General features: G+C 61.4%; 17 protein-coding genes. 6 read left to right on the top strand and 11 right to left on the bottom strand.

From position 1 onward, the window contains the following. Positions 1-51: 51 nt before the first annotated feature. The 3 genes from U367_RS0108075 to U367_RS0108065 all read left to right on the top strand — a co-directional run bounded on the left by U367_RS0108075 (position 52) and on the right by U367_RS0108065 (position 1846). On the top strand, positions 52-348 hold the full coding sequence (locus U367_RS0108075) for a DUF5629 family protein (protein ID WP_016980183.1): 297 nt from the start codon (positions 52-54) through the stop codon (positions 346-348). After that, the gene (locus tag U367_RS0108070; protein WP_028616481.1) at positions 335-1510 is read left to right on the top strand and encodes a lactonase family protein; all 1176 of its coding nucleotides are present in this window, start codon (positions 335-337) and stop codon (positions 1508-1510) included. The genes U367_RS0108075 and U367_RS0108070 overlap by 14 nt, the downstream gene beginning before the upstream one ends. 156 nt (positions 1511-1666) lie before the next feature. Then, the gene (locus U367_RS0108065; RefSeq protein ID WP_016980181.1) at positions 1667-1846 is read left to right on the top strand and encodes a hypothetical protein; all 180 of its coding nucleotides are present in this window, start codon (positions 1667-1669) and stop codon (positions 1844-1846) included. Between the two features lie 32 nt (positions 1847-1878). Here U367_RS0108065 and U367_RS0108060 read toward each other — a convergent pair whose 3' ends face one another. The 3 genes from U367_RS0108060 to U367_RS0108050 are packed head-to-tail and all read right to left on the bottom strand — an operon-like array spanning position 1879 to position 7348. Then, positions 1879-2472, bottom strand: a complete 594-nt coding sequence (locus U367_RS0108060; RefSeq protein WP_028616480.1) for a glutathione S-transferase — start codon at positions 2470-2472, stop codon at positions 1879-1881. Further along, entirely contained in the window at positions 2469-6110 is a 3642-nt protein-coding gene (locus tag U367_RS0108055; protein WP_028616479.1) for an AAA family ATPase, read from the bottom strand. The genes U367_RS0108060 and U367_RS0108055 overlap by 4 nt, the downstream gene beginning before the upstream one ends. Beyond that, positions 6107-7348 carry an exonuclease SbcCD subunit D C-terminal domain-containing protein gene (locus U367_RS0108050; protein WP_028616478.1) on the bottom strand — a complete coding sequence of 414 codons (1242 nt, stop codon included), beginning with the start codon at positions 7346-7348 and terminating at the stop codon, positions 6107-6109. The genes U367_RS0108055 and U367_RS0108050 overlap by 4 nt, the downstream gene beginning before the upstream one ends. Before the next feature lie 416 nt (positions 7349-7764). On the opposite strand from U367_RS0108050, the gene U367_RS0108045 reads away from it, so the two are divergent. Both U367_RS0108045 and U367_RS0108040 read left to right on the top strand, forming a co-directional pair. Then, a complete protein-coding gene (locus U367_RS0108045) occupies positions 7765-8037 on the top strand; it encodes a CopG family ribbon-helix-helix protein (RefSeq protein ID WP_028616477.1) in 273 nt (90 codons plus the stop codon). Next, the gene (locus U367_RS0108040) at positions 8037-8312 is read left to right on the top strand and encodes a type II toxin-antitoxin system RelE/ParE family toxin (protein ID WP_028616476.1); all 276 of its coding nucleotides are present in this window, start codon (positions 8037-8039) and stop codon (positions 8310-8312) included. Before U367_RS0108045 ends, U367_RS0108040 begins: the two co-directional genes overlap by 1 nt. Before the next feature lie 81 nt (positions 8313-8393). Here U367_RS0108040 and U367_RS0108035 read toward each other — a convergent pair whose 3' ends face one another. The 7 genes from U367_RS0108035 to U367_RS0108005 form a co-directional block, all read right to left on the bottom strand. Next, positions 8394-10034, bottom strand: a complete 1641-nt coding sequence (locus tag U367_RS0108035) for a BatD family protein (protein ID WP_028616475.1) — start codon at positions 10032-10034, stop codon at positions 8394-8396. Further along, complete coding sequence (locus tag U367_RS0108030; protein ID WP_028616474.1) at positions 10031-11767, bottom strand: tetratricopeptide repeat protein; 1737 nt, start codon at positions 11765-11767, stop codon at positions 10031-10033. The genes U367_RS0108035 and U367_RS0108030 overlap by 4 nt, the downstream gene beginning before the upstream one ends. Further along, positions 11764-12852, bottom strand: coding sequence for a vWA domain-containing protein (locus U367_RS0108025; protein WP_028616473.1), 1089 nt, complete (start codon positions 12850-12852; stop codon positions 11764-11766). Before U367_RS0108025 ends, U367_RS0108030 begins: the two co-directional genes overlap by 4 nt. Continuing rightward, on the bottom strand, positions 12845-13339 hold the full coding sequence (locus U367_RS0108020) for a DUF4381 domain-containing protein (RefSeq protein ID WP_028616472.1): 495 nt from the start codon (positions 13337-13339) through the stop codon (positions 12845-12847). Before U367_RS0108020 ends, U367_RS0108025 begins: the two co-directional genes overlap by 8 nt. Then, positions 13336-14268: a DUF58 domain-containing protein gene (locus U367_RS0108015; RefSeq protein ID WP_028616471.1), complete on the bottom strand. Its 933-nt coding sequence runs from the start codon at positions 14266-14268 to the stop codon at positions 13336-13338. Before U367_RS0108015 ends, U367_RS0108020 begins: the two co-directional genes overlap by 4 nt. A gap of 5 nt (positions 14269-14273) precedes the next feature. Beyond that, entirely contained in the window at positions 14274-15233 is a 960-nt protein-coding gene (locus tag U367_RS0108010) for an AAA family ATPase (protein WP_003174327.1), read from the bottom strand. A 292-nt stretch (positions 15234-15525) separates the two neighbouring features. Then, positions 15526-15879 (bottom strand): hypothetical protein, encoded by a 354-nt coding sequence (locus U367_RS0108005; protein ID WP_028616470.1) that lies wholly within the window; start codon positions 15877-15879, stop codon positions 15526-15528. Positions 15880-16370: 491 nt separating this feature from the next. Here U367_RS0108005 and U367_RS0108000 point away from each other — a divergent pair, with 491 nt between their 5' ends. Beyond that, positions 16371-21239 (top strand): NAD-glutamate dehydrogenase, encoded by a 4869-nt coding sequence (locus U367_RS0108000; RefSeq protein ID WP_028616469.1) that lies wholly within the window; start codon positions 16371-16373, stop codon positions 21237-21239. A gap of 54 nt (positions 21240-21293) precedes the next feature. Here the strand turns inward: U367_RS0108000 and U367_RS0107995 are convergent, their stop codons facing one another. Further along, positions 21294-21914, bottom strand: a complete 621-nt coding sequence (locus U367_RS0107995; RefSeq protein WP_028616468.1) for a hypothetical protein — start codon at positions 21912-21914, stop codon at positions 21294-21296. Positions 21915-22041 lie beyond the last annotated feature (127 nt).

The raw sequence follows: 22041 nt of genomic DNA, 5'->3' as shown, positions 1-22041 counted from the left end.
GCGGGGGAATTGACCTATCATGTGTCTTTTCCCCCGCAGTGACTTCACATCATGACCGATTCGCAACCCAACCTGAGCACCGCCCTGACCGACAGCGACATGCTGATCATCAACGGGCTGCACGCCTTCGACTTCACGTTCGACCAGCACTTGCTGATCGAAAGCATGGACGGCCGGGAACTCAAGCGTTGGAAGTTCAGTCCAGAACAACTGAACGCCGCCACCTTTGATGACAGCCTGCAAAGCTGGCTCTTGCGCAACGACGACGGTGAACATCGTCTGGTCTGCCTGAGCGCGATCAAGGGCGACAACAATAACGACGAGGATGAAGCGGATGATGATGCGTAAATTCTGGCCCCTGCTGATGGCGGGCAGTGTTGGTGCCATGTCGGTGCAAGCCGCGTTGGCCGATACCTATGAGCTGTTGGTCGGCAGCTACACCGCCGGCAGCAGCGAAGGCATCTATCGCCTGCAATTCGACAGCCGCACTGGCAAGTTCCAAGGCCAGCCGGTGTTGGCGGCCAAGGCGGCCAATCCGTCGTGGCTGACGATCTCCAAGGACCAGAAGCACCTGTTTGTGGTCAACGAGAACGGTCCAGGCCAGAAAGACCCGGTCGGGCGGGTGAGCAGCTACAGCATCGATCCGCAGAATCATCAGCTGACGTTGATCAACCAGGTGCAGAGCCTGGGCAATGAGCCGACCCATTCCAGCGTGGCTGCCGATGGACGCTACCTGTTCGTCGCCAACTATTCGGTGCTGGAAGATCCGGGCGGAAGCCTGGCGGCGCTGCCGGTGGATGCCACGGGCAAGCTGTCGGCGCCGGTGCAACTGAGCGGGCACCCGGCCAGTCGCGTCAACCCTGAGCGCCAGGCGTCCAACCACGTGCATTCGGTGGTGTCGTCGCCGGATGGCAAGTACGTGTTTGTGCAAGACCTGGGTGCGGACAAGGTGTTTGCCTACCACTACGACCCTAAGGCCAACCATGAGCTGCCGTTGACCCCGGCCAACCCGGCCTCGGTGCAATTGCCGCCTGGCAGCGGTCCGCGCCATCTGCTGTTCAGTGCGGATGGCAAGCATGCCTGGCTGACCACCGAGATGAGCGCGCAGGTGGCGGTGTTCGACTACAAGGACGGCCAACTGACCCAGACGCAGTTGGTGGACTTCGCCGCCGGGCAACCGGTGGCCGACAAGGCCGGTGCCGCGTTGCACGCCTCCAGCGATGGCAAATTCCTGTACCTGAGCAACCGTGGCACGGCCAATCAACTGCTGGTGTTCAGCATCGACCCCGCCACCGCGCACCTCAAGGAACTGCAACGCCGTTCCGTGGAAGGTGACCATCCGCGCGAGTTCAGCCTGGACCCGAGCGGCAAGTTTTTGCTGATCGCCAATCAGAAAAGCAATGAAATCGTGGTGGTCGAACGCGATCCCAAAACCGGCCTGCTGGGTAAAACCGTGCAGAAATTGCCGATCGATGCGCCCAGCGACCTCAAGTTCCTGGTGCGTCAATAAGCCACAGGCCCCGCCATGCGGGGCCTGAGCCTTTCTATTAATTCCATTAATAGCGGCTACTGTTTCAAAGCATTTCTAAGGCTTAGCCCTCGGGCGTAAGTTTGGTTCCAAGGCCTTCCCCGGCCACTCAACCAAACGAACACAAGGGTTACCGACATGAATCTGAATCTCTTCTCCATCATCGCCGCTTCCGCTGTTTCCGCCACTGTTGCCCTGCCAGCCGCGGCCAGCGTGGAAGTCTCCGGCAAAAAATCCAGCACCAGCGCCTACACCCAGAAATACCTGCAACAAAGCGCCAACTTCTACGCCGCACTGGATCACAAAACCCAGCAGTAAGCGCGTTGCGGGCGATGCAGGCGACGCGGGATTCAGGGTTTTGCCATCACCGCGATGAACAACGCTGAGTCCATAAAGCGCTCAAGCCAAGCCTGCAACCGCTTGTACGGAGTACCGGCAAACCACACTCGATCCACATGGGCATACTGACGCACAAACGGCGCCAGTGCAGCATCCGCCAGGGTCAGGTGGTTGGCCATCAGGTAATCCCGATCTGCCAATAACGCTTCCAGCTTTTGCAGGAACACTTCACCCCCGGCCCGATAATGCTCCATCGGCTGCTCCGGGTAGCGCTCGGCGTACTTGTATCGATTCAAGTGATACTTGAAGCCTTGGTCGTTCTCGGCAATCAACGCGAATACGGCCGGGTCGCCTTGCAGCAACCAGTTATCCGGGTCGTTCTGCGCCAAGGCCCACTGCATGATTTCCAGGCTTTCTTCAATCACCTGCCCGTCAACGTTCAGCACTGGCACCGTGCCCTTGGGCGACAGCGCCAGCATTTCTGCGGGCTTGGCCTTGAGGCTCACCTCGACGATGCGCACCGGTACGCCCGAGTAGCGCAGGGCCAGCCGCGCCCGCATCGCATAGGGGCAGCGCCGGAACGAATACAACAGCGCCTCGCTCACTTGACCTCCAACGTGCTCAAGCCATTGCCCTGACGCTTGACCTGGATTTGCACCGGAATGCGTTCGTGCATCTCCTGTACGTGGGAGATCACCGCCACTTTACGGCCCTGGGCCTGCAAGCCATCCAGCGCGTCCATCGCCAATTGCAGGGATTCCGGGTCGAGGCTGCCGAAGCCCTCATCGATAAACAGCGATTCGATTTTCAATGTGCTGGACGCCATCGACGCCAGGCCCAAGGCCAGCGCCAGGGACACCAGGAAGGTTTCACCGCCGGACAATGAATGCACCGAACGCAGTTCATCGCCCATTTCCGTGTCCATCACCAACAGGCCGAGCATGCTGCCGCCGCGCTTGAGGCGATAACGCCGTACCAGTTGGCGCAGTTGCACGTTGGCGTGGTGCACCAGCAGGTCGAGGTTGTAGGCCTGGGCGATCTTGCGGAAAGTGTCGCCGGTGGCCGAGCCGATAAGCGCGTTCAGGCGTGCCCAGCGTTGCCACTCGTCATAGGCCTTGGCGATCTGCTCGGCAAAGGCCTGGTTGGCGTCATGGCGGCGCTGGTCTTCGGATTGGCGCGCGCGCAATTCGGCGCAGTGTTTCTCGCTCTCGGCCAGTTGTTGATTGAGCGTAGCCAAGGTGCTGTCCAGCTCCTCGGCTGCGAGGTTGCCATTGTGCAGGGCCTGGTGATCGGCGAGGCGCTGTTCGCGCTCTTGCAACAACACCTTGGCCTGTTCGACGGCTTTTTCGCTGTGCTGCAACTGTTGACGCAATTGGCTGACCTGAGCGTCATCGTAGGCCAGCAAGCGGGTGAGGCCAGCGTCATCGAGTTCCGGATGCAAGGCGCGCCATTCGCTGATACGCGTGACGAGGGCCTGTTGTTCGGCCAGCAACGCCTGTTCACGCTCCTGCTGGGCCTTGAGGTCGGCGGCCAGTTGAATCAGGGCGTTGTGGATTTCTTGCAGGTGTTTGTTGGCGTCGGTTTCGCTTTGGCGTGACTGGGTCACGGCCTGATCCAACTGTTGCTGCCAGTGTTCGGCACTGGTGTGTTCACCGAGCAGCGTGCTGAGTTTTTCCTGTGCCGTCTGTTGCTGGGCAGTCAGTTCGGTGACGTGCTGAATCAGCGCATCAAGCTGATGCTGACGATGTTGCTGGTGGGTCTGTGCCTTCTCGATCGCCTGTTGGTGTTCTTGTTGCTCGGCCAGCTCATCGCGTTGGTGACCCAGCTGTTCCAGGCGCTGACTGACTTGCTGGTCCAGCTGCATGAAGGTAGCAGCCGGCTCGGCGCGCAGACCATCCAGGATTTCTGCGGGCAACAGGCTGGCGAAGGCGCTCATTTCCTGGTCGAGGCGTTCACGGTCGCTGGTCAGCTCGCGTTGCTGATCGACCAGCAATTGACGGGCCTGCTGGCTGGCTTCCTGGGCCGCTTGCAGTTGCTGCTGCAAGCGCCCGGCGTTTTGTTGCAGGTTGAGCAGGGCGCTTTGGCGTTGTTCGTCCTGAGTGATGCTTTGGCTCAGTTGGCCCAATTGCTGCTCAAGCCAAGTGCTGCGTTTGGCGGCTTCCTGGTTGAGCAACGACGCGGCCAGCGGGTGCGCATCCAGGCTTGGCTGGAGTGCTTGTTGTTGCGTCGCCAGGTGTTCCTGCTGTTGCAGGTATTCCTTCTGTTGGGCGATCAAACCGCCCACTTCGCCGCGCAACTCGGTGAGTTTTTCCTTGAGGCTGTCCACGGCTCTCTGCGCGGTGGCTTCTTCGTTTTCGTCATGACGACCGAGGCTTTGCAGCAACGCTTCGGGCTGGTGGTACGGGTGTTCGTGGCTGCCGCACACCGGGCAGGGTTGGTCGTCCTGCAACTGCTCGCGCAACTCCTCGACGCTGGCGCTGCGGGCCAGGCGCTGGCGTTCCAGCAGTTGTTTGGTCACGTTCAGTGTCTGTTCGGCAACGGTCAGCTCGGCCTTGGTTTGCAGGCCGGTCTGGTTCAGCTGTTCGCGTTGCTGTTGGGCATCGGTGAGCTTTTGCGTCAGGCTGGCGGCGTGTTGGTCCAACTGTTGCTGGTTGTCCCACAGGCGCGTCAGGTCTTCGAAGGCGCGTTGCTGTTTGCGATTGTCTTGCAGCAGGCTGGCCAGCAATTGGATCTGCTCGGCCACGGCATGAGGTTCGGCACCGGCTTCCTGATACAGCAGGTCCAGGGCTTCGCGTTGCTGAGTGAACTGTTCGGCGGCGGTGGTCGCGCGTTGTTCCAATTGCGGCAGTTCGGCCTGGCCCTTATTCAGGCGATTGCCGATCAGCATCAGCTGTTGCAGACGGTCGCGGTAGGCGCTCCAGGCGTCGCTCAGTGGCGCGAGGACGGCGCTGTGCTCAAGCTCGGTCGCCAGGCGTTGCAGGCGTTCAGCGACATGGCTCTGTTTTTCCAGCAGCCCGGTGAGTTGGGCCTGGCCTTCGGTGCAGGCGCTTTCGTGCTGCTGTTTTTCCTCGGTGCGCTTGGCCAGCTCTTTGGTCAAGTGGGCGAGGGTGCTTTGCTCTTCAAACGCCTGTCGCAGCAATGGCACTGCATCAGTTTGGTTTTTCAGGGCTTCAGCCAACGCAGTTTGTGCGCTGGCTTGTTGCTGCTGGGCCTGCTCCTGGCGGGTGTGCAGTTGGGCTTGTTGTTGGATATGCGACTGAATCTGCGCGGCCAACGGAGCAAGCACGTTGCTGACTTCTGCCTGACGCGCAAACTGATGACGTTGTGGCGCCAATTGGTCCAGGCGGCCCAGGTCTTCACGTTGCTGGCGCTGATTATCCCATTCGGCCTGTGCACGCTGCAGTTGTTCGGTGGCGGCGAGTTGGCGTTCCTGCCATTCGCGCAGCTCTTGGAGCCATTTGTGCTGTGCCTCCAATTGTTTTAGTTGCGCTTGGTGGGTCTTGAGCTGGGTTTGCGCGGCATCGAACTGCTGATCCAGCTCGGCCCGTGCCTCTGGCAAAAGTGGAGTTACGCCGCTGGATTGGATCTTTAGATCATCATGTACCTTTTCAGCAGCCTTACTTTTGGTGAAAGCTCTTCGACCGAGATGGCTGTAGATAGCTGTATTGGTAAGCTTTTCAAGAAGATCGCTACGTGATTTGTCGTCAGCTTTTAGGAATGCGCTAAATTCACTCTGAGCAAGCATCACCGCGCGGGTGAATTGGGCGAAGTTCAATCCAAGTTTTGCTTGGATTAGCTGTTCAGCTTCTTTTTTCTGGCTGGCAAGCAACTGATCAATATCAAGGTCATACAAGCTGTGTCGTACTGCTTGTAACCGCCCACTTGCTTTATCTCTAGCTCTGTTTGCTTCCCATCGTGCGCGATATCTGTGGCCGTCAGAGCCCACAAAATCTACTTCGGCGTAGCCGCTGCCCGTTCCACGACGTAACAAGGTTCGAGCATCATCTGTGCCCAACTCAGCGTCGACTTCTGGAATCTTTCCTTCTTTACCCAAATTACCCAGGCGCGGCACGGCGCCAAACAACGCCAGGCACAAGGCATCGAGCAGGGTACTTTTACCGGCGCCGGTCGGCCCGGTAATCGCGAACAATCCGGCACTGGCCAGGGGCTCGGCGGTAAAGTCGATTTCAAACGGGCCAGCCAATGAAGCCAGGTTTTTCAAGCGGATAGCGAGGATCTTCATGGCTGTTCATCCTCCTGTTGCACTTCCTGGAGCAGCACGGCGAAGTCCTTCAAAGTCTGTTCATCCACTTCACTGCCATAACTGTCCTGCCAGGCGCGGCTGAACAGTTCCTGGGGCGTGAGCTGGTCGAGTTCGATCAGGCGGTCGTCGCCTTCATCTTCACGGCTGCCTTTACCTGCGTATTCAGCGGCGATGCGCACCAGGCGCACGGCCTTGCCTTGCAGGGCGCTTTCGATCTGCTGGCGCAGGTCGGGTTGCGGCTCGTCGAGGCGTACGCGTACTTCCAGCCAAGGGTGGCGCTGGGTTTCGGCCAGCAGGTCGACGTCGGGCAACTCGGCCAGGGCCTTGAGGATATCGGCCAGCGGCGCGGCGTCCAGGCGTTGCAGGTCGACCGAGCGCGGAATCAGCAGCGGCTCGACACTCACCAGGCATTGGCCCTGGAAAGTCACGTCGAGGATCTGGTGCTTGTAGCCGATTTCGGAAAACGACAGCGGAATCGGCGAGCCGCTATAGCGAATGCGTTCCTCGCCATTGACCTTCTGCGGTTTGTGCAAATGGCCGAGGGCGACGTAAGCGACACTTCGATCAAACAGACTGGCCGGCAACGCCTCGGCATTGCCGATGATCAGGCTGCGCTCGGAGTCTTCCGATACCGAACCACCGGCCATGTGCGCATGGCTGATAGCAATCAGCGCCTGGCCTTTTTTGCGCTTGGCGTTAGCGGCGGCGATCAACCATTCATGCACCTGGCCGATACCGCGCAGGTAGTCGTCACCCAAGTGCGCACCGGTCACTTCTGCCGGGCGCAGGAACGGCAACGCGAGGCACCAGGCGGCGATCTTGCCTTTGGCGTCCGGCAGGGGGATCAGCAGGCGTTCGGCGTCGAGTTGGCCGTCATCCAGCCACAACACGCGGCCGAGCGCATGAGTGCGCAGGCGGCGCATCAACGGCGCGGGCAGTTCGATACGCGAGCCGGAGTCATGGTTGCCGGCGATCATCACAATCGTCAGCTTGGGGTTCTGTTCGTGAGCGCTGATGATGAAGTCATACAGACGCTCCTGGGCCTTGAGCGGTGGGTTGACCGTGTCGAAGATATCCCCGGCGATGAGCAGTACATCCGGCAGATGGGCTTTCAGTTGACCCAGCAGCCACTCGAGAAAACAGGCGTGTTCGAAGTCGCGTTCCTGGCCGTGGAGGTTTTGGCCCAGGTGCCAGTCGGAGGTGTGAAACAGACGCAAGGCGAACTCCGTTGAAGAGATGAAAAGGAGGGGAGTTTACCTGTGTGGGAGCTGGCTTGCCTGCGATGGTGGTGTGTCATTCGAAAAATCTGCTGGATGACCCACCGCTATTGCAGGCAAGCCAGCTCCCACAGGGGCTATGCGCTATGCAGGCAGTCCAGCGCTCGGTCGGCGAGTGTTTTGGCGCTGTTGATCAAGTGCTGATCACTGCTCATCCCTTGGATGGTGCCCGCTGCGGTCGCGGTCGCGGTCGCGGCTGCGGAGCGACGGAGCGACACTTTGCCAGTGGAGTAAGCAGGCGCAAGGGCGGTTGATGTTGTACAGTTACTCACTATGATTAACTTTGATTAAGATTGCTGCGTCGTGGCGCATACTTAAAGCCACCAGAGAACTCTACCAATCAGGAGTCGTCCCACATGGCCACCCCCTCTAAAACCAGGTCTGTCACCGCGCACGTGCCCGAGCAACTGGCCCAAAAGGTCGATTTGATGGCAGAGCGTCTGGAACGCTCCAGAAACTGGATCGTCAAGCAGGCGCTGTCTGCCTGGATTGAACAGGAAGAAGAGCGTAGTCGTCTGACCCGCGAGGCCTTGGCCGATGTTGACGCTGGCCGCGTGATTGACCACCAGGCAGTCCAGGCCTGGGCTGATAGCCTCAGCGGCGATGCGCCATTGCCGGTGCCGCGCTGATGGAGTTGAAGTGGACGGCCAAAGCGCTTTCCGACCTCGCCCGACTGTATGAGTTTCTAGCATTGGTCAATCAACCCGCCGCTGCACGAACGGTGCAGCAACTTACCGCTGCGCCCATGACGCTGCTCGCTAACCCTCGTATCGGCGAACGCCTGGAAGAGTTCGAGCCCAGGGATGTGCGCAGGATTCAGATCGGTCATTACGAAATGCGTTACGAGATAGTGGATTCCACTGTCTATCTATTGCGCCTGTGGCATACCCGAGAGGATCGGTAGCTTATCGATCAAACGCTAGATCCCCTGTGGGAGCAGGCAAGCCAGCTCCCACAGGGTTTTGTGGTGTTGGTTGGATCCGCGTTACTTGGGATAGAGCGGCGGCAAGCTGGTGGTATCCGTCGCCGGGTCCACCTCGCGCTCAGCCACCGGAATGGCCTTCACCGCACGCCATAGATCCTCACCCAGCCAGAAATGCCCACTCTCGCTGTACAGCGCGCCGTTCAACCCATCCAGTGCATCCGACAGCGGCACAAACCGCGCCGCCATATCCGCGAGTGTTTCCGGTTGCTGCCGCGCCCAGGCGTCGAGCGCCTGGCGGGTTGCATGCGGGTCGTTGGCCTGGGTGGCGCGTTTGAGGTCGTCGAGCAAGGTGCGTGGGCTCGGGCCGGTTTGCGCGGCGCGTAGCACGGCCGGTTGTCGACGTGCACGCCACCACAGGCCAAGACCCAGCAGGGTCGTGCAGGCAAGGACCAACGTGCTCAGTTGCCACAGCCACAGGCGTTCATCGTCCGGCGCGGTGATGACTGTGGGGGTGGCGGGCGTGTCCACTGCCAGGCTCGGGTTGATCGCAACTTGCACGGTGCGCGCCGGCAGGCTGGTGCGCTCCAAGTGATCTTCATGGGTGTTCCACCACACCACTTCCACGGCGGGCAGTTCCAGGTTGCCGGCGCGGGTGGGCACCAGGGCTTCGCGGTCTTCGCGGCTGCCGATCAGGCCACGGTCGTTGGTCTGGTTGCCGAGTAACGGTTGGTCCGGGTAGCGGCGCAGGCCGTTGATCTCGGTGCTGGGCAGCGCCGGCAGTTGCGCGCTGGACAGGCCCTCGGCCTTGACCGTGAGGCTGCGGGTCAGGGAGTCGCCGACCTGCACATGCTCAGGCTCTGGGTTCCAGTGTTCGCTGAGGGTCAGGCTGCGTGCCGGCAGCCATGGCGTATCGGCGGGGTACAGCGCGGGCTTGGGTTTGACCACCAGCGGCAACTGCGCAGAACTGACGTGGATCAGCTTGCCGGGCTTGGTGCCTTGCAGGGTGTTTTCCTGGGGCGGGCGCGACTCCACCAGCGTCGCGCTGAAGGTCTGCGCCGGGATCGCCAGGGTGCCGCTGTGCTGCGGATAGATCGCGTAGCGGGTTTCGATCACCCCGTGGCGGATGCTGTTGATGACCTTTTCGTAGGTACGCGACTCACCCAGCTGCTCCACGCGCGCATCGGCAATTTGCAAGGGTGTGAGGCTGCTGTCGTCATACAGCGACACTGAGTGGTAGACACGCACGGTCAACAGCGCCTGGGCCTGGACGTAGACGCTGGTCTGGTCGAGGTTGGCCTCGACAAACACCGGCGCGAGCTCGGCGGCGGTGTTCTGGCTGGCGGTTTCTACCACTTGCAGGCTGATCGGCTGGGTCTTGTATTCGCCCACTTGCAGGGGCGGGATGACCACTGTGCCGTTTTCCTTGGGCAACAGGGTGATGATCCAGCGTGTGGTGGCGTGGTTATCGCCGCCCAGGGTGGTGAGTTGGTTGATCTGGCGCGTGCCGCTGACTTCGAACTGCGCATCCAGCGGCGACAGGTCGGGCTTGCCGAACTGCGTGACGTCGCTGGATTCCACCGTCAGTTCCACCGTTTCCCCGGAGTTGACGCGGCTGCGGTCGACGCTGGCGGACAGGGTCGCCGCCTGGGCGTGGCCTGCCGAGAGGGCGAGCAGGAGCAGTAGGGTGGTGCGGCGGCTCATCGAGTCTTGTCCTGATGTTGTTGCTGTTCGTACCAGAATTTGCGGCGCAGCAGTTCGCCGGGGTTGTCCGGGATTTCCTGCAGCCATTGCTCCAGGGCCTGGCGGTGTTCACCGTCGAGACTGGCGTCATTAGGGCGTAGCGGCGGGGTGGTGGTCTGTTCGTCACCCAGTTCGCTGCCCGGCACTTCGTTACCCGTGGTTTGCGGTGTGTTGCCGGGCTGGGTGTCGTCAGTGCCGGCTCCCTGGCCTTGGGACGGCGGCTCGCCCCCCGTAGCGTTTTGCCCACTGGCGCCCGGTTGCGCAGTTTGGCCGGGTTGGGTGGTTTCGTCATCCTCGTTCTTTGCAGGCTCGGTGGGCTCCGGTTCGGCCTGTTCCTGCATCAGGGCTTCCACCAACGCCTTGTTTTTCAGCGCCGGTTGCAGGTCGGGTTGCGCTTCCAGGGCCTGTTCGTAGGCGTCGATGGCGGCTTCCAACTCACCGGACTTGGCCAGGGCGTTACCTCGATTGTAGTGGGAGTAGGCGTCATTGCCTTCGGCAAACAGCTTGATCGCCTCGGCATAGTTGCCGGCCTCGTAAAGCGCCACGCCTTTCCACTGCGGGTCCTGGAAGTGTTCGGCGGCTTCGGCGGGGCGTTTTTTCTTCAGCAGGTATTGGCCTTGCTGGTCGGGGCGCAACCACAAGTCCTGCAAGCCGAATGCGTAGCTGGGCTGCGGCGCGCTCAACAGCAGCAGCGGCAGGCAGAACAACCAGCCACGCCGCCCGGCGCAGGCAGCGAGTAGCAACAAGGGCAGGAGTAGCCAGTAACCCTGGTCGGCCCAGGTGTCGAGGTGCAGCAGTTGGCCGTCGTTGCGCAGGGTTTGTGGCGGGTCGAGCACGCCGAGTTGACGCAGGTCCTTGTCGTCCAGGCGCGCAGCGCGGTAGCGGCCGCCCATTTCACTGGCGAAGGCCTTGAGTGTCGGGCTATCGAGGCGTGGGACGAGGATCGCGCCTTGTTCGTCCTTGAGGAATTCGCCGCTCTCCTGTGTCACAGGGGTGCCTTCACGGCTGCCGATGCCCAGAATCGACAGGGTGGGCGCCTGGGCGCTTTGCAGCAACAGGCGAATGCCCTGGCGTTCCTGTTTGGACAGCGAGGAGCCAATCAGCAGCAGGCGACCCTGGCCGAGGCCACCTTGCTTGAGCAGGCCGAGGGCTTTCTCGACGGCCAGGTCGGCGCGATGGCCCGGCTCAGGCATGATCGACGGGCGCAGGGCTTCCAGCAGGTTGCGGCTGGTAGCCAGGTCATCCGACAGCGGTACCAGGGTGTGTGCGCTGCCGGCATACACGACGATTGCGGTTTGCGCATCGGTGCGCGCCTGCAACAAGTCGTACAGCTTGCGGCGTGCCTGTTCCAGGCGGTTGGGCGGGCTGTCGGTGGCGAGCATTTCCGGGGTCAGTTCCAGCAACACCACCAGCGGGTCGGAAGGCTTCTGGCTGGACTGCTCCACACGCTGCCAGCTCGGGCCGAGCAATGCCAGCACGGCCAGCAGCCAGGCAATACCCAACACTATCCACGGTGATTTGCTTTCTCGGCCGTTGCCACCACTGAGCAGCACGGCGTGGAAGGCCGGCGGCAGGATCATCTGCCAGCGCCCAGCGCGTTTTTGCCGGTGCCACAGGTGCCACAGCAGCCAGCCAAGCAACGGCAGCAGCAACAACCACCAAGGACGAAACCAGTGCGGCCACAGGTCGATCATCGACGCCTCCGCAAACGCAGACGCTTGAGGCGCTGACGCCACTCAGGGTGTTGTTGCAGGAATATCCCCTTGCTTGATAGTTTGTTGAACAGCCGTTGCAGCGCGTTGTTCGGCCAGCGTTCTTGAATCACCAGCAACATGCTCAGCACCAAGGCCAGGGCCAGTGGCGCGCTGTACAGCGCCAGGGCCGGGCGTGCTTGGGTGGGTTGCTGTTCGACCGGCTCCAGTTGGTCAAGCGTCTCTTTGATCGCTTGCAGCTCTTCACCATCGCGAGCGCGGAAGTACTGACCGCCGGTGGCTTCGGCGATGGCCTTGAGTGCAGGTTCGTCCAAGTCGAGGCTCGGGTTGACGCCCAGAATACCCAAGGAGCCGGTTTGCTCCGGGTCGGCACCGATGCCGATTGGATAGATTTTTACGCCTTCTTCAGCCGCCAGGCGCGCGGCGGTCAGCGGATCGATTTGCCCGGCGTTGTTGGCGCCGTCAGTGACCAGGATCAGCACGCGGCTCTGCGCCGGGCGCTGGCGCAGGCGCTTGAGGGCCAAGCCGATGGCGTCGCCAATCGCGGTGTTCTTGCCGGCAATGCCGATGCGCGCTTCGTCCAGCCAGGTGCGCACGGTGCGGCGGTCAAAAGTCAACGGGGCTTGCAGATATGCCTGGCTGCCGAACAGGATCAGGCCGACGCGATCACCTTCGCGCCCCTCAAGGAAATCGCCGAGCAGGTGCTTGACCAGGCTCAAGCGACTCACGTCCTCGTCCTGCCAATTCATATCCGGGAAATCCATGGACCCCGAAACGTCCACTGCCACCAACAGGTCACGGCCACTGGCGGCGATTGGCAGCGGTTCGCCGAGCCATTCCGGGCGCGCGGCAGCGGTGAGCAGTAGCAACCACAGCACCACGAACGGTGCTTGCTGGCGCCAGCCGGGCAGGTTGACGCGGGCGCGGCGACGGGCCAGTCCTTCGAGGTCGCTGAGGTAGCTGACTTTCAACGCGGGCTCGCCACTGTCGGCGGCCGGCAGCACGAGGCGCATCAACCACGGCAAGGGAAACAGGGCAAAGATCCACGGCCAGGCGAACTCAAACATGTTTGCGAATCCAGGTGTCGACGGCTTGGGTCAGGCCGGCGATGGCCTTGTCGTCGAGTTTGCATTCGGGTTTGTAGGCACCTTCTACCAATACCATCCAGCGCGTGAGGCCGGCAGCGGGGCAGCGGTTGTCGAGGAATGCCAGCCATTTGCGGCCGTTGAGGGTGTGGCTCTGGCTGTAGGGGTAGTCGTTGCGGCACAAGCGCTTGAGCAGGCCATTGAGCTGTTGCAACCAGGCACCGGCGGGCGCGCCATCGTAAGGCTTGGGCATTAACGCAAGCTCTGCCAGGGCGGCGATGCGCAGCGGGTCCAGCGGTTGTTCGGCACGGGCGATGGGGCGGCGGGTCGGCAGAAAGCGGCGCAGTGACCACAGGCCCCAGCCGAGCAGCGGAATCACCAGCAGCAACAGCCACCAACCCGGCGCGGGCGGCCAGAAGCCGATGGCGGGTGGGGCGATCAGCGGTTGCAGTTGGTCAAGGCTGCTCATTGTTTTTTAACCGGGCGTCGCGGGTTGAGGTATTCGCGCAGTTGCTCGACCATTTCGCTCTGGGTGCTCAGGGGCATCAACAGCACGCGCAGTTTCTGCGCGAGCAGCTCCCAGCGCGCAATGCGCGCTTCGGCCTGGGCCTTGTAGGCCTGGCGCAGGTCGAAATTCAGTGTGTCCAGTTCCAGCTGGGCGCCGCGCTCGGCAAAACGCAGCAGCCCGGCGGCGGGCAGGGCGTGGTCGAGTGGATCGGAAATCGGTAGCAGCAACAAATCGCAATGTCTCGACAGCAAGCTCAGCTGTTGCTCGGCGCCTTCGGTCAGCGCGCGTTCGTCGCAGATCACAATCACCAGGCTGCCAGGGCGCAACACCTCGCGGCCACGGCGCAGGGCCATGCCGAGGGCGTCGGCTTCGGGGCGGCTTTCGGTGCTCAGGCTCTGGTTGACGCGCACCAGGCGGTTGAGCAGTTGCAGCAGGCTTTGCTTGCTGCGGCGCGGCTTGATTTCGTAGTGCTCGTTGTCGCCAAACACTAGCCCGCCCACACGGTCGTTATGCCCCAGCGCGGCCCAACCGATCAGGCTGGCGGCCTGGGCGGCCAGCACCGACTTGAACATCTGCCCCGAGCCGAAAAACAGCCGGCAGCTTTGCTCCACCATGATGAAGATCGGCCGCTCGCGTTCTTCATGGAACAGCTTGGTGTGCGGCTCCTGAGTGCGTGCGGTGACGCGCCAGTCGATGGTGCGCACATCGTCGCCGGCCTGGTACACGCGCACCTGGTCGAAGTCCACGCCACGCCCGCGCAGCTTGGAGTGGTGCAGGCCGATCAATGGGCTGCGCTGGCTCGGCGTGGAAAACAGCTGCACTTCGCGCACGCGATGGCGCATCTCGATCAATTCGCTAAGCGTGGCGCGGATCCCATCACCGGCGTTCATGGGTTTCAAGCGACGGCAACGACGTCGAGAATGCGCTGCACCACACGGTCCTGGTCAATGCCAGCGGCTTCGGCCTCGAACGACAGGATGATGCGATGGCGCAGCACGTCGAACAGTACCGCCTGGATATCTTCCGGGCTGACGAAGTCGCGACCGGCCAGCCAGGCATGGGCGCGGGCACAGCGGTCAAGGGCGATGGAACCGCGTGGGCTGGCGCCGTAGGCGATCCACTCGGCCATTTCCGGGTCGAACTTGGCCGGGGTGCGCGTGGCCATCACCAGTTGCACCAGGTATTCCTCCACGGCGTCGGCCATGTACAGGCCGAGGATTTCCTTGCGCGCGGCGAAGATCGCCTGCTGGCTGACACGCCGCTCTGGCTTGGTTTCGCCGTTGAGCGCTTCGCCACGGGCTTGTTGCAGGATGCGTCGCTCGACGGCGGCGTCCGGGAAGCCGATTTTCACATGCATCAGGAAACGGTCGAGCTGGGCTTCGGGCAGCGGGTAGGTGCCTTCCTGCTCGATCGGGTTTTGCGTGGCCATCACCAGGAACAGCGGCGACAGGTCGTAAGTGCTGCGCCCGACGCTGACCTGGCGCTCGGCCATGGCCTCCAGCAAGGCTGACTGCACCTTGGCCGGGGCGCGGTTGATTTCGTCCGCCAACACCAGGTTGTGGAAGATCGGCCCTTGCTGGAACACGAAACTGCCGGTTTCCGGGCGATAGATCTCGGTGCCGGTGATGTCGGCGGGCAGCAGGTCGGGGGTGAACTGGATGCGATGGAACTGCGCTTCGATGCCTTCGGCCAACTCTTTGATGGCCTTGGTCTTGGCCAGGCCTGGCGCACCTTCCACCAGCATATGGCCGTCGGCGAGCAAGGCGATCAGCAAGCGATCGATGAGTTTTTCCTGGCCGAGAATCTGCGTAGAGAGAAAGGTTCGCAGCGCAAGCAGCGCTTCACGATGTTCCATCGATGACGGTTCCTGGAGAGATGAGTCGGGGCATCGTGAAAAATGCCAAGGCCTGGGGCGTCTACTTTAATGCATCGAGGGGGGCGGCGACTAACGGAGTAACGGGTATTTTTGGCAATACTTGTAGGATTTTTGTGTGTAACGCACAAACAGAGGCACGCGTACTTTCTGTTGCGAACACCGTTACTGTGGGAGCTGGCTTGCCTGCGATGGCATCGCCCTGGTCTGACTGATAGATCGAGTCGCCCGCATCGCAGGCAAGCCAGCTCCCACATTTTATCGTTGGTGCGGTTTAAATCCGGGTGAAGGTGCCGGTACCGTTGAGAATGTTCTGCAAGGTCTCTTCAACCTCGTCCAGGTCGGAGGCGGCCGTGGCGTGGGTGATCTCCAGCTGGTCCTTGCCGCCCAGGGCATCGGCATCACCTGCGGCCAGTTCAACCAGCAGGGTCGTGGCGCCCAGGGTGACTTTCAGCCCGTCGAGGGTCGACGGTTCGTAATCCCAGGTCAGTTCCACTTCGTCCTCATCCGGGTAGCGGGTCAGCATGAACATCTCGCCGTTCTTGCCGTGGCAGCAGAGCATCGCCATGTTGTCTTCTTCGTCATCGCACGGGGTGACCATCAGGGCGTCGGTTTTCAGCTGCAGCATGGGGAATCCTGTCTGGGGTAGGGCGTAATGCGGGCAATTGTGCCATTGCGGCGAATTTTGTGCTGCATCCTGTGTCAGACCCAGTGCATGACCTGACGGGCACTATCAGTCATTTCTGGTACTCGCGGGCGTTGAAATAGCCGGTTTCTTTGCCGGATATTGCGGGTTGCCCAAGTAGCAACCCAGTGCCTGCTTACCGATGACCGAATATGTCGCAGCGTCGCAAGCAGCGGGCTTCCCACACTCGTTAAGCTGCGCAACGGATGTGCCCTGTGCCGGGAACCTGACCTGCCCGTCGTACCGTCGCCTGGCAAGGCGTATGTCCAATGGAAGTTGTATGTGACCTGACTGTCTTGTCCAGCTTCACTCACCTGTCACCCTGATTCGCTAGTGTGCTTATATCAGTACCAGCGAACAGCGCTGACGGTCTCCCCGCAAGGGGATAACACGCGACGCTTCCATCAATAACAAGCCCAAGCGGAGTACCACAGATGGCGTTCTTCACCGCAGCCAGCAAGGCCGACTTCCAGCATCAACTGCAAGCGGCACTGGCGCAGCACATCAGTGAACAGGCACTGCCACAAGTGGCGCTGTTCGCTGAACAATTTTTCGGCATCATTTCCCTGGACGAACTGACCCAGCGTCGCCTTTCCGACCTGGCCGGTTGCACTCTTTCTGCGTGGCGCCTGCTTGAGCGCTTTGACCATACCCAACCGCAAGTGCGGGTCTACAACCCCGATTACGAACGTCATGGCTGGCAGTCGACCCATACTGCGGTCGAAGTGCTGCACCATGACCTGCCATTCCTGGTGGACTCGGTCCGTACCGAGCTGAACCGCCGCGGCTACAGCATCCACACCTTGCAGACCACCGTGCTCAGCGTACGCCGTGGCGCCAAGGGCGAGCTGGTGGAAATCCTGCCAAAAGGCACCCAGGGCGAAGGCATCCTGCAAGAATCGCTGATGTACCTGGAAATCGACCGCTGCGCCAACGCCGCCGAACTGAACGTGCTGAGCAAAGAGCTGGAGCAGGTGCTGGGCGAAGTACGCGTGGCCGTGGCTGATTTCGAACCGATGAAAGCCAAGGTCCAGGACCTGCTGGCCGGTATCGACGCGAGCCAGTTCAGCATCGACGGCGAAGAGAAGGCCGAGATCAAGAACTTCCTGGAATGGCTGGTGGGCAACCACTTCACCTTCCTCGGCTATGAAGAATTCGTGGTACGTGACGAGGCGGATGGCGGTCATATCGAATATGACGCCGATTCGTTCCTCGGCCTGACCAAACTGTTGCGCGCCGGCCTCACCGCCGACGACCTGCGCATCGAAGACTATGCCGTGGCCTACCTGCGTGAGCCGACCGTGCTGTCGTTTGCCAAGGCGGCGCACCCGAGCCGCGTGCACCGCCCGGCGTATCCGGACTACGTGTCGATCCGTGAGATCAGCGCCGACGGCACAGTGATCAAGGAACACCGCTTCATGGGCCTGTACACCTCGTCGGTGTATGGCGAAAGCGTGCGGGTGATTCCGTATATCCGTCGCAAGGTCGCGGAAATCGAACGCCGCTCCGGCTTCCAGCCCAAGGCTCACCTGGGCAAGGAACTGGCGCAGGTGGTTGAAGTGCTGCCACGCGACGATTTGTTCCAGACCCCGGTCGACGAACTGTTCAGCACCGTGATGTCGATCGTACAGATCCAGGAACGCAACAAGATCCGCGTATTCCTGCGCAAAGACCCTTACGGTCGTTTCTGCTACTGCCTGGCCTACGTGCCACGCGACATCTATTCCACCGAAGTGCGCCAGAAGATCCAGCAAGTGCTGATGGATCGCCTGAAGGCTTCGGACTGCGAGTTCTGGACTTTCTTCTCCGAGTCCGTGCTGGCCCGTGTGCAGTTGATCCTGCGCGTTGACCCGAAGAACCGCCTGGACATCGACCCGCTGCAACTGGAAAAAGAAGTGGTACAGGCTTGCCGCAGCTGGCAGGACGATTATTCCAGCCTGGTGGTGGAAAGCTTCGGCGAGGCCCACGGCACCAACGTGCTGGCGGATTTCCCGAAAGGTTTCCCGGCCGGTTACCGCGAGCGTTTCGCTGCGCATTCGGCCGTAGTCGACATGCAGCACCTGCTCAGCCTGACCGAAGCCAACCCTTTGGTAATGAGCTTCTACCAGCCGCTGGGCCAGGTTTCCGGCCAGCGCGAGCTGCATTGCAAGCTCTACCACGCCGACACCCCGCTGGCGCTGTCCGACGTGTTGCCGATCCTGGAAAACCTCGGCCTGCGTGTGCTGGGTGAATTCCCGTACCGTCTGCGCCATGCCAATGGCCGAGAGTTCTGGATCCATGACTTCGCGTTCATTGCCGCCGAAGGCGTGAACCTGGACATCCAGCAGCTCAACGACACCCTGCAGGACGCGTTTGTGCACATCGTGCATGGCGACGCCGAAAACGATGCGTTCAACCGCCTGGTACTGACCGCCGGCCTGCCATGGCGCGACGTGGCGCTGCTGCGTGCCTACGCCCGTTACCTGAAGCAGATCCGCCTGGGCTTCGACCTGGGTTACATCGCCAGCACCCTGAACAACCACACCGACATCGCCCGCGAATTGACCCGGTTGTTCAAGACCCGCTTCTACCTGGCGCGCAAGCTCACCGCCGAAGACCTGGAAGACAAGCAACAGCGCCTGGAGCAAGCGATCCTCACCGCCCTGGACGACGTCCAGGTGCTCAACGAAGACCGCATCCTGCGTCGCTACCTGGACCTGATCAAGGCCACCCTGCGCACCAACTTCTACCAGACCGACGCCAACGGCCAGAACAAGTCGTACTTCAGCTTCAAGTTCAACCCGCACGCGATCCCTGAATTGCCTAAGCCAGTGCCGAAGTTTGAAATCTTCGTGTACTCGCCACGGGTTGAAGGTGTGCACCTGCGCTTCGGCAACGTCGCGCGCGGCGGCCTGCGCTGGTCCGACCGTGAAGAAGACTTCCGTACCGAAGTGCTTGGCCTGGTAAAAGCCCAGCAAGTGAAAAACTCGGTCATCGTGCCCGTGGGTGCGAAGGGCGGCTTCCTGCCGCGTCGCCTGCCATTGGGCGGCAGCCGGGACGAGATCGCGGCCGAGGGCATCGCCTGCTACCGCATCTTCATTTCCGGCCTGCTGGATATCACCGACAACCTGAAAGACGGCGCCCTGGTGCCGCCGGCCAACGTCGTGCGCCATGACGACGATGACCCGTACCTGGTGGTAGCAGCGGACAAGGGCACTGCGACCTTCTCCGACATCGCCAACGGCATCGCCATCGACTACGGCTTCTGGCTGGGCGATGCGTTCGCTTCCGGTGGTTCCGCCGGTTACGACCACAAGAAGATGGGCATCACCGCCAAGGGCGCGTGGGTCGGTGTGCAGCGTCACTTCCGTGAGCGCGGTATCAACGTGCAGGAAGACAGCATCACCGTGGTGGGCGTCGGCGACATGGCCGGTGACGTGTTCGGTAACGGCCTGTTGATGTCCGACAAGCTGCAACTGGTCGCAGCGTTCAACCACCTGCATATCTTTATCGATCCAAACCCGAACCCGGCCACCAGCTTCGTCGAGCGCCAGCGCATGTTCGAGCTGCCACGTTCGGCCTGGACCGACTACGACACCAGCATCATGTCCGAAGGCGGCGGTATCTTCTCGCGCAGCGCGAAGAGCATTGCCATCTCGCCACAGATGAAAGAGCGCTTCGACATCTCGGCCGACAAACTGACCCCGACCGAACTGCTGAACGCCTTGCTCAAGGCGCCGGTGGACCTGTTGTGGAATGGCGGTATCGGTACCTACGTCAAGGCCAGCACCGAAAGCCATGCCGACGTGGGCGACAAGGCCAACGACGCGCTGCGCGTCAATGGCAACGAGCTGCGCTGCAAGGTGGTAGGCGAGGGCGGCAACCTCGGCATGACCCAGCTGGGTCGTGTGGAATTCGGCCTCAATGGCGGCGGTTCCAACACCGACTTCATCGACAACGCCGGTGGTGTGGACTGCTCCGACCATGAAGTGAACATCAAGATCCTGCTCAACGAAGTGGTGCAGGCCGGTGACATGACCGACAAGCAACGCAACCAGTTGCTGGCGAGCATGACCGACGAAGTCGGCAACCTGGTGTTGGGCAACAACTACAAGCAGACCCAGGCCCTGTCCCTGGCTGCGCGCCGTGCCTACGAGCGTGCCGCCGAGTACAAGCGCCTGATGAGCGACCTGGAAGGCCGTGGCAAGCTGGACCGCGCCATCGAGTACCTGCCGACCGAGGAGCAGCTCACCGAGCGCGCCGCGAATGGCAAGGGCCTGACCCGTCCGGAGCTGTCGGTGCTGATCTCCTACAGCAAGATCGACCTCAAGGAAGCGCTGCTCAAGTCCCTGGTGCCGGATGATGACTACCTGACCCGTGACATGGAGACCGCGTTCCCACCGAGCCTGGTCGCCAAGTTCTCCGAGGCCATGCGTCGCCACCGCCTGAAGCGTGAGATCGTCAGCACCCAGATCGCCAACGACCTGGTCAACCACATGGGCATCACCTTCGTTCAACGACTCAAGGAGTCAACGGGCATGAGTCCGGCGAACGTTGCTGGCGCTTATGTGATCGTGCGTGACATCTTCCACCTCCCGCACTGGTTCCGTCAGATTGAAGCCCTGGACCACCAGGTTTCCGCTGACGTGCAACTGGAGTTGATGGACGAACTGATGCGCCTGGGCCGCCGCGCGACGCGCTGGTTCTTGCGCAGCCGTCGCAACGAGCAGGACGCTGGGCGTGACACCGCGCACTTCGGTCCGCACCTGGCGGCGTTGGGCCTCAAGCTCGACGAACTGCTGGAAGGCCCGACCCGCGAAGGCTGGCAGAACCGTTACGGCAAGTACACCGAAGCCGGTGTGCCGGAGTTGTTGGCACGCATGGTTGCAGGCACTACTCACCTGTACACCTTGCTGCCGATCATCGAAGCCGCCGACGTGACCGGGCATGACGCCGCTGAAGTAGCCAAGGCCTACTTCGCCGTCGGCAGCGCCCTGGACCTGCCGTGGTACCTGCAGCAGATCAGCGATCTGCCGGTGGCCAACAACTGGCAGGCCCAGGCCCGTGAAGCCTTCCGCGATGACGTGGACTGGCAGCAACGCGCGATCACCATCTCCGTGCTGCAAATGGCCGACGCGCCACAAGACATGGAAGCCCGCGTGGCCCTGTGGCTTGAGCAGCACAAGGACATGGCAGAGCGTTGGGTGGCGATGATGGTGGAAATCCGTGCCGCTGTGGGTACGGACTACGCCATGTACGCGGTGGCCAACCGTGAGTTGCTGGACCTGGCGTTGAGCGGTCAGTCGGTGCTGCAACCGGCGTGATTCAGCTGTAAGACAAAAAGCCCCGTATCCTGAGATACGGGGCTTTTTTTTCGGTTAAAAACTGGCATTGGCCAGGCACGGCTGGATGACTCTTTTCAAGCCGTTGTTGTTTGTAGGCAACAAGAACGTTGCGGTCAGCGGTTTGCCACCCTCTTTGGCGGGCGCTATTGAGAGTTTTAGTGTCTGGCCGCGTGAGGCATCGCTGGCCCAATAGGCTAATTCGTCGTGCGGAACAGTAGCACTGAGCGCAAATATCGTACCGATCTGGAATGCACCGCCGTAAGTCCAGACGCCGTTTACCGAGTGATCGATGGCCGTGCGTGTTGCAGTAGTGATGCGCAATGGCCCATTTGCGCTGGCGTCTGGTCCTTCGAATGGCGCGATGTCAAAGCCCAGTGATTCCGGTGTGATTTGCAGTGCAATGCTGGCGGTCGGGCTCTTTGGGAAACAGCTGATCTCAAGGCTGGCCTTGACGTGGTAGTCGCCGTAAGCGCTGCCACCGAAGGTGCGGGCGGTCAGCATCGGGCTATCCGCGTAGGGTTGTTCAACCAACCACACGGGGGTTGCCGGGGTGATGATGTCAGTCCCGGCAGTTAACGCGTCGCCGGCCCGTAGATCGGCACTGAACTGCGTAATGACCAGGCCAGTGACCAGTGCGAAAGTGAGGGGGTGCATAGTGCTATTCATCCGTGTCCAAGGCTTTAGGAATGAACGCAGTTTTGCAGTTCTATAACCGTCCGTGCTGTCGGTGATTTCGTAAATCAGCGTTGTAATTGTAGTCAGTCAGGGTGGGCCATCTGGT

Source organism: Pseudomonas canadensis (assembly GCF_000503215.1).
Taxonomy (GTDB): domain Bacteria; phylum Pseudomonadota; class Gammaproteobacteria; order Pseudomonadales; family Pseudomonadaceae; genus Aquipseudomonas; species Aquipseudomonas canadensis.
This window is presented reverse-complemented; position numbering and strand designations above follow the sequence as displayed.